This is a genomic window from Siminovitchia acidinfaciens, from assembly GCF_003605385.1.
Taxonomy (GTDB): Bacteria; Bacillota; Bacilli; order Bacillales; family Bacillaceae_C; genus Siminovitchia; species Siminovitchia acidinfaciens.
In genome coordinates, this window is the sequence record NZ_QYTV02000008.1 from 98,268 (window position 1) to 114,265 (window position 15,998).

15 protein-coding genes are annotated in these 15,998 nt (G+C 32.5%); all 15 read left to right on the forward strand.

The genetic code is table 11. The features are described from left to right. Positions 1–37 precede the first annotated feature (37 nt). The 15 genes from D4T97_RS15965 to D4T97_RS16035 all read left to right on the forward strand — a co-directional run bounded on the left by D4T97_RS15965 (position 38) and on the right by D4T97_RS16035 (position 15,989). On the forward strand, positions 38–1,153 hold the full coding sequence (locus tag D4T97_RS15965) for a DegT/DnrJ/EryC1/StrS family aminotransferase (protein WP_126051816.1): 1,116 nt from the start codon (positions 38–40) through the stop codon (positions 1,151–1,153). Between the two features lie 13 nt (positions 1,154–1,166). Next, entirely contained in the window at positions 1,167–1,508 is a 342-nt protein-coding gene (locus D4T97_RS15970; RefSeq protein WP_126051761.1) for a helix-turn-helix domain-containing protein, read from the forward strand. Positions 1,509–1,551: 43 nt separating this feature from the next. Beyond that, the gene (locus D4T97_RS15975; protein ID WP_126051762.1) at positions 1,552–2,598 is read left to right on the forward strand and encodes a glycosyltransferase family 2 protein; all 1,047 of its coding nucleotides are present in this window, start codon (positions 1,552–1,554) and stop codon (positions 2,596–2,598) included. Between the two features lies 1 nt (position 2,599). Continuing rightward, a complete protein-coding gene (locus D4T97_RS15980) occupies positions 2,600–3,790 on the forward strand; it encodes a glycosyltransferase (protein WP_126051763.1) in 1,191 nt (396 codons plus the stop codon). Between the two features lie 18 nt (positions 3,791–3,808). Then, on the forward strand, positions 3,809–4,987 hold the full coding sequence (locus D4T97_RS15985) for a glycosyltransferase (protein ID WP_126051764.1): 1,179 nt from the start codon (positions 3,809–3,811) through the stop codon (positions 4,985–4,987). 63 nt (positions 4,988–5,050) lie between these two features. Then, positions 5,051–6,838, forward strand: a complete 1,788-nt coding sequence (locus D4T97_RS15990) for an ABC transporter ATP-binding protein (RefSeq protein WP_126051765.1) — start codon at positions 5,051–5,053, stop codon at positions 6,836–6,838. Positions 6,839–6,842: 4 nt separating this feature from the next. Next, positions 6,843–8,033 (forward strand): leucine-rich repeat domain-containing protein, encoded by a 1,191-nt coding sequence (locus D4T97_RS15995; protein ID WP_235872282.1) that lies wholly within the window; start codon positions 6,843–6,845, stop codon positions 8,031–8,033. Between the two features lie 134 nt (positions 8,034–8,167). Then, positions 8,168–9,196, forward strand: a complete 1,029-nt coding sequence (locus tag D4T97_RS16000; RefSeq protein ID WP_126051767.1) for a glycosyltransferase family 2 protein — start codon at positions 8,168–8,170, stop codon at positions 9,194–9,196. Between the two features lie 395 nt (positions 9,197–9,591). Then, complete coding sequence (locus D4T97_RS16005; protein ID WP_126051768.1) at positions 9,592–9,846, forward strand: hypothetical protein; 255 nt, start codon at positions 9,592–9,594, stop codon at positions 9,844–9,846. Positions 9,847–9,963: 117 nt separating this feature from the next. After that, positions 9,964–10,776, forward strand: a complete 813-nt coding sequence (locus D4T97_RS16010) for a tyrosine-protein phosphatase (protein WP_126051769.1) — start codon at positions 9,964–9,966, stop codon at positions 10,774–10,776. A 60-nt stretch (positions 10,777–10,836) separates the two neighbouring features. Then, positions 10,837–11,439, forward strand: coding sequence for a sugar transferase (locus tag D4T97_RS16015; RefSeq protein ID WP_126051770.1), 603 nt, complete (start codon positions 10,837–10,839; stop codon positions 11,437–11,439). 83 nt (positions 11,440–11,522) lie between these two features. Beyond that, positions 11,523–12,608 (forward strand): ATP-grasp domain-containing protein, encoded by a 1,086-nt coding sequence (locus D4T97_RS16020; protein ID WP_126051771.1) that lies wholly within the window; start codon positions 11,523–11,525, stop codon positions 12,606–12,608. A gap of 64 nt (positions 12,609–12,672) precedes the next feature. After that, a complete protein-coding gene (locus D4T97_RS16025) occupies positions 12,673–13,725 on the forward strand; it encodes a glycosyltransferase family 2 protein (RefSeq protein WP_126051772.1) in 1,053 nt (350 codons plus the stop codon). Positions 13,726–13,937: 212 nt separating this feature from the next. Continuing rightward, entirely contained in the window at positions 13,938–14,702 is a 765-nt protein-coding gene (locus D4T97_RS16030; RefSeq protein ID WP_126051773.1) for a PIG-L deacetylase family protein, read from the forward strand. A 120-nt stretch (positions 14,703–14,822) separates the two neighbouring features. Continuing rightward, entirely contained in the window at positions 14,823–15,989 is a 1,167-nt protein-coding gene (locus D4T97_RS16035) for a glycosyltransferase (RefSeq protein WP_126051774.1), read from the forward strand. Positions 15,990–15,998: the final 9 nt, after the last annotated feature.

A 15,998-nucleotide genomic window follows, 5' to 3' on the forward strand; every position in this document is an offset into this window, starting at 1 on the left:
GAATAATCAATCAAAGATCTATTTATCTCCTCCTCATATGAGTGGAGGTGAACTGAAATATATTAATGAAGCATTTGAAACGAATTGGATAGCACCCTTAGGACCGAATGTCGATGCCTTTGAAAATGAAATAGCCCATTATATAGGAGCCAATGGAGCAGTTGCCGTAAGTTCAGGAACTGCAGCAATCCACTTGGCTCTTTCTTTATTAGATGTAAAGAAGGGAGACACCGTATTTTGTTCAACCCTAACATTTGTAGCGAGTGCTAATCCAATTCTTTATCAAGGTGCTGAACCAGTTTTTATTGATTCAGAGCCTGAAACTTGGAATATGTCACCAGAAGCACTGGAAAAGGCATTTATAGATGCTTCTAGAACAGGGAAGTTGCCAAAAGCAGTGATTGTTGTCAATTTATATGGTCAAAGTGCAAAAATGGATGAAATTCTTTCAATATGTAACCAATACGATGTCCCAATGATCGAGGATGCTGCTGAGTCACTTGGTTCTAGTTATAAAGGAATGTCGAGTGGTACATTTGGGAAATTTGGCATTTTTTCATTTAATGGGAATAAGATCATTACCACATCAGGTGGCGGAATGCTAGTTTCCGATGATGTAGATGCATTAAATAAGGCGCGCTTTTTAGCTACCCAATCAAGAGATCCTGCCCCTCATTATCAACACAGTGTGATGGGATTTAATTATCGGATGAGTAATATCTTAGCAGGAGTTGGAAGAGGGCAATTAGAAGTACTGGAGGAAAGAGTGCTCGCTAGACGGATAATATTTTCTAGATATTATCAAGGTTTATCTCATCTTCCTGGCATTTCCTTTATGCCTGAATTGGAAAATACAAGGTCTAACCGCTGGCTTACTACTCTAACAATAGACGAAAAAGAAGCGGGAATTTCGTCTAACTACTTAATACAATCTTTAGCTGAAGAAAATATTGAAGCTCGTCCGGTATGGAAGCCACTGCATTTACAGCCTCTATTCAAGAGAGTGAAATATTATCCTTATAAAAATAACCGGAGTGTTTCTGATCATTTATTTACGACTGGCGTTTGCCTACCTTCGGGTTCCAATTTAACTGAAGAAGAAATGATAAGGGTGATCGATTGTCTAAAAAATGCATTCAAACTAAAAATTTAGGGGAACAAATATTATGATAGGAAAAAATATATGTGAGATTCGAAAAAGAAGGGGACTTTCATTAACAGAGGTAGCTAACCAAGCGGGTATAGCCAAGTCTTATTTAAGCAATATTGAAAGGGGATTGAATCAAAATCCTTCTATAAATGTGGTGGAAAGAATAGCTTGTGTATTAGAGGTAGATCTTAAAGCATTATTAAAAACGGAAAACAGCATGGAATTCAGCACACAAAGGCTTGATGAAGAATGGGTTGATTTTGTTAATAGACTAGAAGAGTCTGGGATAGAAAAAAAACAGATTCAAGAATATAAAACATTACTGGAATTTATAAAATGGAAAAATAATCGGAAGTAAATACTGAAAAAATAGAGTGTCCTGTGAAAGTAGGCCGGGAAAAATGTTACAAAAAGTAAGTGTTATAGTTCCAATTTATAAGGTTGAAAAATATATTCATAGATGTGTAGACAGTATTTTAAAACAAACTTACACAAATTTAGAAATTATACTAGTTAATGATGGATCTCCCGATAACTGTGGGACAATTATAGATGAATATGCTAGTAATGATTGTCGAATTATTGTCGTGCATAAAGAAAATGGGGGCTTGTCAGACGCTAGAAATGTTGGAATGGAATATGTAACAGGAGAATATACGCTGTTTGTGGATAGTGATGATTGGTTAGACAGAAATATGATTCAAATATTGATGAGCACAAGTCTTATTTATAAAGCTGATATTGTTCAATCGGCTTTTTATTATGCCTATGAAGATTACTTGCTTTTCGACAATAGGTTTGATAAAAAGGATGACCCTCCAATTATTTTAGGGAATAAACCTTTAATGGCTGAGTTAGTTAAAAACGAAATAGTTAAAAACTTTGCATGGGGGAAACTTTATAAAACGGAAATCATTAGAGATATTCCATTTAAAAAAGGGGTTTTATTTGAAGACGTATTTTGGGCACATTTAGTTATGCACCGGGTAAATACGTATGTAATATTAAACGAACCCCTCTGCTTCTATTTGCAGCGAAGTGACAGTATTGTTTCCACATACACCCCAAAAAATTTAGATATCATTAAAGGATTGTTGGAAAGGCATCATTTTATTGAAGAGTTTTATGATCACTTAATAGATGAATCTTATAAAGGAATCTTAAATACCAGCTTAATCCATTATAACCTTCTACTAGCAAATAGAAATAAAATAAATGGTAAAAAATACAGATATGAAATAGAAATATACATTAAAAATAATTATGGCCGTTTAAAAAAGTCTGTTATTAATGACAATTTTTTAAAAAAACAACTCTTTTTGTTTTCTCTTCATCCTTATTTGAATATCTGTTTTCTAATAATTACACGGTTATTTAGGAGGCTGCACATACTGCCCCGTCCAATCAGATTGGAAAGGGTGACCTTAAGGGGAAGTGGGGATTTATGATATGAAGCGGGATATTTTATTTGTAATAGACTCATTAGATTGTGCTGGAGCAGAGAAAAGTTTGGTTTCATTATTATCTTTACTTGACTATTCAAAATACAATGTAGATTTAATGTTGTTTGCTCATGGTGGATTGCTCGAAGAACAAGTTCCAAAAGAAGTTAATATTTTAAAGCCATTGGCTTATACAACATTTACATGGTTAAACTTAAAAGAAGCTTTGGCATTCTCCATAAGAAAACTTGACTTTAAAATGTTAGCTTCTAGAATAAAATACTCCTATGCGATACGAAGGATAAAAGGCGGAAATACTTTGAAGGCGCGGGTATTTTGGCAAAGTATTTCAAAGGTTATTGAAAATAATGACAAAAACTATGATATTGCAATCAGTTATGCGCAAGGTATTCCAACCTTTTATATAGCTGAGAAAGTTAATGCAAAGAAAAAATTTGCATGGGTAAACACTATTTATCGATTAGATGCAAAAGAAAGAGAATATCAAAAGTTTTTTTACAATACATTTAATAAGATAATTGCAGTGTCTGATTCTGCAAAGGAGATATTTTTGGAAACTTTCCCAATGTATGATCGTAAGATGGAGGTTATTTACGACATTAACAATTTTGAGCTTATCTCAAATTTATCTAACGTTGGAAATCCATTTAATGATAATTTTGATGGAATAAGGATCTTAACAATTGGAAGGTTTGACAAAGTAAAAGGTTACGATATCGCACTTAAAGCTTGTAAAAAATTAAAAGAAAAAGGAATAAACTTTAGATGGTATGTATTGGGGAAGGGACCCCTTAAAGAAGAAATACTACAATTCATTAATGAATATAATTTAACAGATTACTTTGTGTTACTGGGAATTACCGCGAACCCATATCCGTATATAAAAAATTGCAATATCTATGTTCAAACATCAAGGTTTGAGGGATTTGGGCTAGCCATTGCAGAAGCTCGTATGCTCAATGTGCCTGTGGTCACGACAAGGTTTGATTCTGTATACAATCAGATGATTGATGGAAAAAATGGTCTTGTTGTCGATATGAGTGCGGAGGCAGTATGTGATGGGATCATAAGAATCATAGATGATCCTATGCTATCAAAAGATATTGTTAATTATTTAAAAACGGAGAAAAAGGGGAATGTCGAAGAAATAGAAAAGTTCTATAAATTAATTGGATAATACGAAAGTAGTGATACAATGCGAAAGAAAGTATTATTTACAATAATAAATATGAATGTAGGTGGAACAGAAAAATCTTTGCTTAACATGGTCTCAGTAATGCCTAAGGATAAGTATGATATTACAATTTTAATGTTGGAAGAGTACGGTGGGTTTCTAAAATTTATTCCATCTAATATTAGACTGGAATTTTTATCAGGGTATAACAACATTAAGGACTTATTGAACGAACCTCCACAATCCATTGCATTAAATTTATTAAAAAAAGGTCGAATCATTAAAGGCGGAACGATCCTGCTATTACATATAATCACTAAAATACTGAATAACAGAAGTGCTTTCTTTAAGTATGTTTTACGGACCTACCCTACTCTGGAACAAGAATATGATGTTGCAGTAGCTTATGCAGGTCCAACTGACTTTATAAGCTATCTTGTTATGAACAAAATTAAAGCGAAAAAGAAAATTCAGTGGGTTCACTTTGATGTAACTAAAATAGGCTTTAATAAAAATTTTGCTGCTCAAATATATAATAAGTTTGATAAAGTTTTTGTTGGTTCAAATGAAGGAAGAGATAAGCTTGTTAATCTTTTACCTGCAATAAGAGAAAAAACCGAGGTATTTCAATATATAGTGTCACCACAACTAATATCTAGTCAAGCAAAAGAAGGAAAAGGGTTTAATGATAATTTTGATGGATTAAAAATCTTAACCGTAGGTAGACTTTCTATTGAAAAAGGCCAAGATCTTGCTATCCATGTCCTTGCAAAACTAAAAAATGAAGGGTTGAATGTAAAATGGTATTGTGTTGGAGAAGGAAATTCTAGACAGACATATGAAGATCTGATAGAAAAATATGAGCTAAAGGAATATTTCATTTTATTAGGTTCAGATCCCAATCCATATCCATACATGGATCAGTGCGATATTTATGTTCAGCCATCTAGACATGAAGGATATTGTATAACTCTGGCAGAAGCCAGATGTTTTAAAAAACCTATAATAACCACTAACTTTACAGGGGCAAATGAACAGATCAAAACTGGGAAAACTGGATTAATTGTAGGTCCAGATGTAGATGAAATATATCACGCACTTAGATTATTAATTCATGATAGGAAATTACGTGAAAAATTCTCAGATAACCTAACTAAAGAAGAGTTTATTTCTGATGTACAGGTTGAAAAGTTTATATAACATGGCTTTGTATTTTTTGAATATTAAAATAAATGATCATCTATAGAAAAGGTGTGAAAGGTTTTGAGAGATACTATCAAAAAAATACTTATGCTACTTAACAAAAGAGAAAAGAAATATTTTTTACTATTATTTTTCATGATGGTAATCTCGGCATTATTCGAAACGCTTGGAATAGGGTTGATTGTACCTCTTGTAGGAATTGTAACAAACCCGGACATCATAAAAGAACAAGTAATCTTGGCTTATATATACGAATCATTTAAATTTCAATCAACTACTGCGTTTATGATATTTTCGGTAATTTTGTTGCTTACAATATTTATTATAAAAAATTTATATATACTCCTATACTTATATACACAAAACAAAGTAATTTTGAATCAACAGGTAAAACTGTCTCGAAGATTGTTTGAGGAATATTTAAAAAAACCATATACATTCCATTTACAAAGGAATACGGCAGATTTACTTAGGAATGTAAACCTAGAAGTACCTAGAGCTTTGCAAGGGATAATGCTGTCTTTTTTTCAGTTACTCACAGAATTACTTGTAGTCATTTGTATTTTAGCTCTCTTATTAGCAGCAGCACCGGTAGCTACCATAACAGCTTCTATCTTATTAGGTGGAAGTGTTTTTTTGTTTTTTAAATTCTTCCGCAAAAAAATGAATGAATTAGGAAAAGAGCACCAAACAGTAAATGGACAAATGATTAAATGGCTTAATCAAGGATTAGGAGCAAGCAAAGAAGTAAAAGTATCGGGAAAAGAAAATTACTTTGTTAATGCTTACACAAAACAAAGCCAGATCAATGCTGATAATATTCTCTACAGGATGATGTTAGACCAAACTCCTAGGCTTTTTATTGAAACTTTATTAGTATCTATAGTCCTAATTACAATGTTGATTATCATTTTTCAAGGAAATACTACGACACAGATTGTTTCGACAATGGCACTATTTGCTATGGCAGCATTTCGACTTATGCCCTCGATCAATCGTATTATGGCGTTGATAACAACTATTCGATACAGTCAACCTGCCTTATCTGTTGTTTATGATGATTTGTTTACGAATAAAGAGGAGTACTATAATAGTGATGTTACTGTATCAATATCGTCAAATAGTGCGAAGAAAACTTTTACCAATTCAATAAAGTTGAGCGGAGTATCTTTTCGCTATCCTAATCAAAAAGAATATTCAATAAATGATATTTCTTTAAAAATACCAATTGGTAAATCGGTTGCATTTATTGGTGAATCAGGTGCTGGAAAAACAACCCTTGTTGATATTATTCTTGGATTATTTCCTCCAGAAAAAGGCAGTGTTTTAGTAGATGGAGAGAATTTACATGCCTTAAAATCGTTATGGCAACAGAAAATTGGCTATATTCCTCAATCCATTTTCTTATCAGACGATACAATAAGGGCGAATGTTGCCTTTGGGATAGATAGTGAACTGATTGATGAAGAAGCAGTTTGGAGGGCCTTGGAGCAGGCACAATTGAAGGAATTTATTAAAGCCCTCCCCGGCAAATTGGAAACAAATGTTGGAGAACGTGGAGTAAGACTTTCAGGGGGGCAACGGCAACGTATTGGGATCGCCCGAGCTTTATATCATAATCCGGAAATAATCTTTATGGATGAAGCAACATCAGCATTAGATAATGAAACAGAAAAAGAAATCATGAAGGCTATTGATGGATTAAAAGGGGAAAAGACATTAATAATTATAGCACATAGACTAAGTACTATTGAAAATTGTGATATTGTTTTCAAAATAAATAATGGAAGACTTCTTACGATTGAAAATAAATTAGAAGAGTCAATCATACAAGAAGTGGGTGGATAAAAGAGTGAAAAGGATTATTAAAGGAAAGCTCGGAAAAATAAGGACTGTATATTACCATAGGAGGCAGTGGCGGAATTTAATTAGAAACATGGAAATGACAATTGAAAAACCTCAGTTCCATATACAAGATCAAGTAATTCCTTTCTTTAATAAACCAGGAATCGCATTTTCATTTGATGACAGCTTTAGAGTAAACGATTGGTTTATGTACGGAAAAGACATATTTGGATATTATGATGTGAAAGTAACATTTAATATAAATGCATTTCATCATTTCGAAGGACAAAGAGAACATACTCAGGAAGAAATAGATTTGTTATTAGAATTACAATCAAACGGTCATGAAATTGCCCATCATGGTTTTAAGCATCAAGACGGTAAAAATTACTCGAGGAAAAAAGGTTTATCCGGATGGATTGACGATGAGATTATTTCTTTGTTAAATTGGATGGAAAAACAAGTTCACTCTAAAACCAATGAAAAGTTTAGAAAACCAGTTTCTTTTGCGTTTCCATACTCTGAATACACTGAAGGAAATATTCAGGAGTTAGTCCCTAAATACTTTAAAATTGTAAGAGGACATTTATTCGATGATAACCTAACACGATTTAATCATACCGGGTTTGCTCCCTCTATTTGTATAGATAGCATACTTTTACCCGACATTAAGCATATTAAGAAAATAATGAAAATTGCAAAAATAATGGGGAGTAATTTAATAATCATGTGCCATTCTATATTACCAGAAGAGGTTAACTGGGCGGATTTTGGTTGGGGAGAAGACTCAATAGAGTCTGGACAATGGAGAGTTTCACCCAAAACTATTCGTGAAATTATTAATGAAGCAAGAAGAATTGATATGGAATTTTATACAACCTCTGAAATAGCGGGTGTAGCTTCATTTATTGACCGCAACATGGAATCTTGGGTAAGAAAACAGATTTCAAATCCAGATGATCAATGGATTTCCATACGAGAATTAAGCTTAATAAAAGAATTAGATTTAAGTAATAAAAATATTTCTAATCTAGACGGCATACAGTATTTTACTAACCTGGAAAAACTTAATATAAGTAATAATCATATATCTGATTTTAGGCTATTAGAGAAACTTCCTAAGTTAAAGAATATAGAAATTAGTAATAATCCAATATTAAATAAGAAATTATTAGTTGCAAAGGATCTAGAGGAATAGATTTGAGAGGTATAGTTTGATAATAAACTGGTGCAAATCATTAAAGTGTTTTTTTACAACCAAAGGGCCTGCATGGAAAACTACATAAAGGAAGATAATCAGTTTTTCCATAAATTGGATAAGGAGCAGAACGGATGAACCCGATAATAAGTATTATTGTGCCTATTTATAATGTAGAGCAATATCTAAACAAATGTATTGATTCAATTTTAGCACAAACATTTACTAAGTTTGAACTTATATTAGTAAATGATGGCTCACCTGACAACTGCGGCGAAATTTGCGATCAGTATAAGCTTAAAGATAATAGGGTTAAGGTAATACATAAAAAAAACGGTGGAGTCGCAGATGCTCGAAATGCCGGAATAGATGTTGCCAAAGGAAATTATATAGGATTTGTTGATAGTGATGATTGGATTGAGCCTAATATGTATGAGATTTTGTATGATTTAATTGTAGAACATAAAACAGGAATTAGCGCATGTAGTATTCAAAGCCCTACTAATGATAAAAAAGTAAACTCAGACGAAATTAATATTCTCGATTCGGGAACAGCTATTAACTTAATTTATGAAGGAAAACCACCTGGATTTGGACCATGCAATAAATTATATTTAAAAAATCTCTTTCAGGAAATTAGATTTCCTATTAATAGAGACTATGATGATGCAGCCATAATGTATCAGTTATTTGATAAGGCTGAGAAGATTGTTATGGTTGATTTCCCTTTATATAACTATACATATAGAGATTCAAGTATTACAAAAAGCCCTTTTTCGGAAAATAGATTTGATTTAGTGGTTAATTATTATGAAACGTACAGTTTTATGGAGAAATATTACCCCGATATGCGTGACAAAATAGTTGATGAATATTATTCTTCTCTGAGAACAATGGTGGTCGATATAGTAAACGAGAAAAGTATATTGAAAAATTATAAATATATAAGGAGAATTAGTAAGTTAATTAAAAAGGATAATAATCGTATATTAAAATGTAATTTAATATCTATCAGAAAAAAGCTTCTATCCCAAATTCTTATTTGGTGTCCAATTCTAGCTATTCTATTGTATAAGATATGTGATATTATTTTCAGGTTTGAAGCAATGAAGAAGAATGGGACTATAGCGGGGGTAGGAATCATCGCTACAATCCTTATTTAAAACGGGCGGTCTTTTAATAATGGCGGTAAATATATACTTGATGAATGTACTATAAATGTAGAAGGAAAATTACTGTTATTCTAAAGTTCGTATGGGGACCCGAAAGGCATTGTTAGGGCCTTGGATTTGGAAGTTTTTAGGGGAATAGAATTGTAAGCTTCTCAACTGTACGGTAATGGAAAAAATAATACTAAGATATCACAAATAATAAGGATTAGGCCATATGAGGATCCTGAACGCACAAATTTATTAGGTGCAACTATCAAGTCAAATCCTAACCAGCTTTCTATATAAGTAGTAGTGGTCTTGGACCTCAATCGGATAAAATTGAGTATATCCTGTAGAAAACGGAAGACCATGATTATGTTTCGTGTTGGGAGCTGAAGCAGGCATTAATGACTAATCGAAAAGCACCGACTAAATATGTAAATCAATATCCCTTGTATATGAAGGGATATCAAAATGTACAAATGGTTGAAGAGTTTTTGCAGGATATCCAAACGAATCAACCCAGAATAATTGTTGATGCATCCTCAAATGACAAGTGGACCCCGCCCATTAATTTGGCCAAAAGAAAGGTTTGGGAAGAATCGCCAGATGCCTCTATTTATATACTTTGGAGGAAAAGAACAGTGTATATGATTGTATAGAATCTAATTATTTATACAGTACTACAGTTGATAACTGGGATATATACGTTAAAAGATGATTAATGTGGCTTCGGTTGTTCGTTTTAAAGAATTATGTCAAGTAAAAGGGGAATAAATATGATCGTTGATATTCATAACCATATTTTGCCTAATCTTGATGATGGGCCAAGAAACTGGGAAGAAACGGTTCTGCTGGCAAAACAAGCGGTAGAAGCGGGGATCACTCATGTGATTGCTACTCCACACCATAAACATCGTCACAAAGATCATTTTTATGAAAATAATCGATTCAATATTATTAAATTGGTAGACAAAACAAATATAGTATTAAAAAAACATAACATTCACTTGAAAGTGTACCCGGGATTGGAGTTTCATCTCCATAAAGACATTGAGTATGACATCGAAAATAAACTAGATGATTTTCTAACATTAAATAATACTGGAAAGTATATTTTAATGGAACCTCCATGTAGTTATTATCCTAGTAATACTGAGAAAGTCTTATATAAACTAAAAATGAAAGGGTTTATTCCGATCCTTGCTCACCCGGAGCGGAATAGAGAACTGAGAAAAAGCCCAGAAAAAATTTATGATCTAGTTCAAAAAGGAATCTTGGTCCAAGTTACTGCAGGAAGTATCACGGGAGTTCATGGAAGGCGATTAAAGAATTTTTCACAACACTTGTTAAATCATCATCTTGTTCATGTTGTAGCTTCGGATGCACATCATTATATTCGGAGAAAATTTGAGTTAATGAATGCCTACGAATATATCGAGGTTAAACATTCATCAGATTTGTGTGAATATCTACAGGAAAATGCAATTCATATATTAGATGGAACTAATTTTAAGATCAAAAGTCCAAAAATAATAGATAAAAAGAGGCAATACTTCTTTTTTTACAATCATCCGTTAAATAAAGTCTAAAAAATTCAAAAAATAAATCTGTCGATTTCATAATGATTATTAATGAGGATGTGTAATGTAATGAAAAGAATGGTTGATTTAATTGGTGCATCCCTTTTAGTACTTGTATTTTCTCCCATTCTATTTTTTACTGCAGTTGCAGTCCGGATTAGTATGGAAACCCCTATTATATTTAAACAGATACGGCCGGGAATTTATGGAAAGCCTTTTTATATATATAAATTTAGAACAATGACTGACCAAAGGGATGAAAATGGGACGTTACTTCCCGGAAGATTGAGATTAACGAAGACAGGAAAATTTCTAAGAAAATATAGCTTGGATGAATTACCACAACTTTTCAATGTGATTAAGGGGGATCTAAGTTTAGTAGGGCCGCGACCATTGTTAATGGAGTATCTTCATTTATACACGCCGGAACAGGCGCGGAGACATAATGTTAAACCTGGAATTACGGGCTGGGCCCAGGTGAATGGTCGTAATACTATAAGCTGGGATGAAAAGTTTAACTATGATATTTGGTATGTTGATCATCAATCCTTTTGGCTGGATATAAAGATATTAGTATTAACCTTAGTAAAGGTGATAAAAAAAGAAGGAGTTAGTTCTCAAGGGCATCACAGTATGGAACGCTATAAAGGAATGATGCGGAACATCGAATGAATCAATTAGGAACACGCTTTTAAAATCAAACTGCAATGTTGGCAAATCATTATTAATTCATAAATAAACTAGGAGTCCCTAATATGAAAAAAATTCTAATTTCTGATGTTGGTGTAGCTCCAGCAGAAAATGTCATTAAATCATGGAAACAACTGCATGAAAATGAAGAAATTATTGGGGTTTCAAGGAATCCATTTAACCTTTTTACTTCAAAAGCCCAAACTAAACATCATATCCCCTATGAATATGCATTTGGAAAAGATTATAAAAGGTCATTGCTGCGGTTAATAGAACATGAAAAACCTGAACTTGCGGTATTTATGAGTGATCGGGAAATTCTTGAGGCGTCGAGGTTTAGGGATGAAATTACAGCAAGTGGAACTAAAGTTTTTATGCCAGAGCATGATGTGCTGGAAGTATGTACAGATAAATATCTATCCTTTAAAACGTGGGAAGCTCAAGGGATTAAAGTTCCAAAGACTGTCATTGTTAACGATCGAAATGATTTAAAGCGTGCATTTAATCAACTGGGTGATAGTGAAGGGAAAATTTGGTTAAGGGCTACAATTGGGGCTGGAGGTAAGGGGGCATTACCTACTAACGATTTTGAGTTCGCTCAAAATTGGATAGATATATATAACGGATGGGGAAGCTTTACCGCATCTGAATTACTTCAGTCAACAAAAACCGTTACATGGTTATCGATTTGGTTCGAAGGAAATCTTGTTGTAGCCCAAACGAGACGGAGAAAATCGTGGGGATTTGCAAATCGAACGATATCAGGAGTGACTGGAATTACAGGGATTGGCGAAACATACTCAGATGAAATAGTTAATAAGGTTGCTATGGATACTATATTTGCCATCGATCAAAAACCCCACGGTGTATACGGTGTCGACATGACTTATGACCAAAATGATTTCCCGAACCCAACTGAAATTAATATGCGCTTTTTCACTACCTGCTACTTCTTTACCGAGGCGGGACTTAATATGCCAAAGATATATAAGGATATTATTTTGTATGGAAAATTCCCTACGCTTGAAAAGAAAGTGAATCCACTTCCAGATGGATTGCTTTGGATTAGAGATATGGATAGAGAGCCAATTTTAACTACCGAAGATGAGGTAAACAAAATGATTAATAAACAAAAAAATTACAATTATTAATCTTTCTAACGTTAATCAGACTCCCGCTTAATAGATTAATATATAGAAGTGAGATGAGTAGGTTATGAGTAAAGTAAGTGTTGTTGTACCAATTTATAATGCTGGCAAAAGGCTGCATAGATGCATAAAATCTATTCTTAAACAAACATTTAGAGATTTTGAATTAATTCTAGTTAACGATGGTTCAACTGATGATAGTTTATCGAATTGTAAAAGGTATTCAAATCTAGATAAGAGAATCCGAGTAATGGACAAGGAAAATGAAGGAAGCATAATGACTAGAAAACGAGGTGTGGAAGCTTCAAGATCTCCTTATATCATGTTTGTGGATGCTGACGACTGGATTGATTGTAGAATGATTGAAATACTTTACAATGAATCGATTGTGAATAGTGTAGATATTACAGTATGCAACATGTATAAAGTTTTTGGGGATATTTTAACAGTTAAGAAAAAAAATGCTAATGAATATTTTAATGGAAACAAATTATATAATGAACATGAAATCAAAAAAAATTTAATTACTGCCTACTTCCATGGACATTCGTTTCCATCATCCCTATGTGCAAAGTTATATAAAAAAGAATATCTAATAAATTGCGGGCAATACTTAGATCGGATCAACTTTTTAGGTGATGATCTGTTTTTAAATTTAGAGATATTCTTAAAAGCAAAGAGCGTTAAAGTCATAGACAAACCACTTTACTATTATAGATTAGGTGGTTTTACAAATAAATACATGCCTCATTTGTTTGAGGATATGGTTAATGGTTTTCAAATACAAAAGGAAGTAATTGAGGAACATTATCAAAAAACAAAGGACAACCATTATAATGGAATATGCATCATGTTACTAAACACGTTTAAAACATGTTTGTATAATTTATTTGAAAGTGACCTTGGTAAATCAGAAATAAAAGATCTTATAAGAATATATGTAGCTAATAGTAGTGTGAAGGAAAGCCTACATAATAAAGGCTCAACCGAATATTTTACAAAAGAATATTTAAACGCAATCAAAAATAAAGATATTGATTATCTTTACCAAATAGGAAGACATATGTATTTTAGAAAAAAACCAAAAAAGACACTAAATAATATCATGTCTAAATTATAAATAGGATAACATTGTTGTATATTTAGTGGATATTATTTTTCTTATTGTTTTCACTATAAAGAATGATTCGTGCTAAGTGCTAAACTTTATTTGGTAGGTGAATCAATATTTTTAATAAGCAAACTCTTAGATTAAAACAATGTATCGGAAAATTTGAATCATTAATTAAGAAGATAGAATACATAAGAGGATTATATAGATATCCGTATAAAATGGTGGGGCGTAAAATAACATTTGATAATAAGAAAAATAATCCTGATGTTCTGGTTATAGCAGCTCATCCTGATGATGACGTAATTGGTTTAGGAACTATTTTATATCGACATAGTAAGAATAATGATAACATAAAAGTCGTTTTTGTAACGAATGGCTCTCGGGGAAATGGTGCAAGCTGGAGAGTGAAAGTCAATGAATCAAAAAGAAGATCAGAGGTAAGGTTTAGGGAGGCAGTCCAAGCTTTATCGCTTATAAATATTCCTAAAGAAAATATATTTTGTCTGGGCTATCCAGATGGAGGTACCCAACGGTATTTGAAAAATATGTCAGAGGATATTCAAACGCTCATCCTAAAATTTAATCCAGGTCGTATATATGTACATTGTATTGAAGGCGGTCATTTGGATCATGATATGACAAGTTATGTTGTAAAGTTTATATGTAGTAAAATAGGTTATTCAAATGTGTTTGAATGGACAGAATATCATCCAAAACAGCCGCTAGGGTCACAACATGTAAAGTTCTTGCCTAGCTACTCTTCAAAGCAAAAAGAAATTAAAGTTGATATTTCAGAAGAGGAGCGAAACTTAAAAAGAAAAATGTTAGCATTTCATCATTCTCAAGATGTTGAAAAGATCTATTTACAAGGCGAAGCTATTCGTCAAGCTAATACTTTTGAATTAGAAAAGGAATTATACGAACATTGCCAACTACCTAAAAGAAAATTACGACCAATAGTAAAAGACCTTATAAATCTTTGATGAATAAAAATTTTGTTAGTAATACCTATCTTTAAAAAGATTGGTAAGATGGAAGTGTTTTAATAATTGTTCTTTATAATGAATTAATCAATTCGAATTCTTTTAGGATAGGATGATTAAATGAAAAAAATTGTTATTGTGACTAGGAGAATGGTCATGGGTGGTATAGGAAGGGCATTGATTTCTATGCTAAATTCTATACCTGAAGATAAGTATAATGTAACTGTTTTAGTAATGGGCACAGGTGGTGAGCTTGAGGATGAGATACCTCAACACGTAAAGGTCGAGTGTTTATACGGCTATGAAAAAACTACAATAGAAAAGATTTGGAAATGTACAAAGAGGGGTAGATTTATTCGTGCTTTTAAAATTGGTTGGTACACACTCCTTGCTAAAATGACTAAAAATGTTTTTAAACAAGAATGGTATCACTCTAAAATGATATCAATAATTAAAACTGAATATGATTTAGCAATTGCCTATGACCCTCCGGCGTCTTTTCCTGTAGTATTTGTGATAAGAAATATAAAAGCCAAAACAAAAATCGCCTGGATCCACGCTGATGTCTCCAATTATGTAAATGAGCTAAAACCTTATAAAGAATTTTATGAAAAGTACGACAAAGTATTTTGCGTTTCAAAATATGGAATGAGAAAGTTCAATCAACTATACCCTAATCTAAAAGAAAAAACATCTGTATTTTATAATATTCTTGACACGAGACAAATGGCTATAATGGCAGAAAAAGATGAAGGTTTTAATGATCAATTCGATGGCATTCGTATTTTAACTGTAGGGAGATTAAGCATAGAGAAAGGGCAAGACATTATACCTAGTATTCTTATGAAATTGAGGACAGAAGGGAAAAATATAAGGTGGTATTGCATTGGAGACGGTAATAGTCGTTCAGAGCTAGAAAAATTGATTAAAAAACACGGTGCAGAAGAACACTTTATTTTATTAGGAACAAAACAAAATCCGTATAACTATATTAGACAATGTGATATATACGTCCAACCCTCTAGACATGAAGGATATTGTATCTCACTTGCCGAAGCTAAGGTATTTAATAAGCCTATCGTGACAACAGATTTTGCTGGTGCCAGGGAGCAGATAGAAAACGGAAAGAATGGTTTGATTGTAAAATTTGATGAATATGCAATTTATGCAGCCGTCAAAACTCTAATTAATAACCAAAGTTTATGTGTAAAGTTTAAAAACAATTTGAAAAGAACTAATGTAAATACTACGTATGAAATAAAGAAATTATATGACAGTGTAGGTTAATGTCTTTTA

Coding starts and splice junctions, on each gene's coding strand:
- D4T97_RS16010 (WP_126051769.1), top strand. CDS start 9,964: ATGATCGTTGATATTCATAACCATATTTTGCCTAATCTTGATGATGGG.
- D4T97_RS16005 (WP_126051768.1), top strand. CDS start 9,592: ATGACTAATCGAAAAGCACCGACTAAATATGTAAATCAATATCCCTTG.
- D4T97_RS15970 (WP_126051761.1), top strand. CDS start 1,167: ATGATAGGAAAAAATATATGTGAGATTCGAAAAAGAAGGGGACTTTCA.
- D4T97_RS15980 (WP_126051763.1), top strand. CDS start 2,600: ATGAAGCGGGATATTTTATTTGTAATAGACTCATTAGATTGTGCTGGA.
- D4T97_RS16030 (WP_126051773.1), top strand. CDS start 13,938: ATGGTGGGGCGTAAAATAACATTTGATAATAAGAAAAATAATCCTGAT.
- D4T97_RS16000 (WP_126051767.1), top strand. CDS start 8,168: ATGAACCCGATAATAAGTATTATTGTGCCTATTTATAATGTAGAGCAA.
- D4T97_RS16035 (WP_126051774.1), top strand. CDS start 14,823: ATGAAAAAAATTGTTATTGTGACTAGGAGAATGGTCATGGGTGGTATA.
- D4T97_RS16015 (WP_126051770.1), top strand. CDS start 10,837: ATGAAAAGAATGGTTGATTTAATTGGTGCATCCCTTTTAGTACTTGTA.
- D4T97_RS15975 (WP_126051762.1), top strand. CDS start 1,552: ATGTTACAAAAAGTAAGTGTTATAGTTCCAATTTATAAGGTTGAAAAA.
- D4T97_RS16020 (WP_126051771.1), top strand. CDS start 11,523: ATGAAAAAAATTCTAATTTCTGATGTTGGTGTAGCTCCAGCAGAAAAT.
- D4T97_RS16025 (WP_126051772.1), top strand. CDS start 12,673: ATGAGTAAAGTAAGTGTTGTTGTACCAATTTATAATGCTGGCAAAAGG.
- D4T97_RS15985 (WP_126051764.1), top strand. CDS start 3,809: ATGCGAAAGAAAGTATTATTTACAATAATAAATATGAATGTAGGTGGA.
- D4T97_RS15965 (WP_126051816.1), top strand. CDS start 38: ATGAGTGGAGGTGAACTGAAATATATTAATGAAGCATTTGAAACGAAT.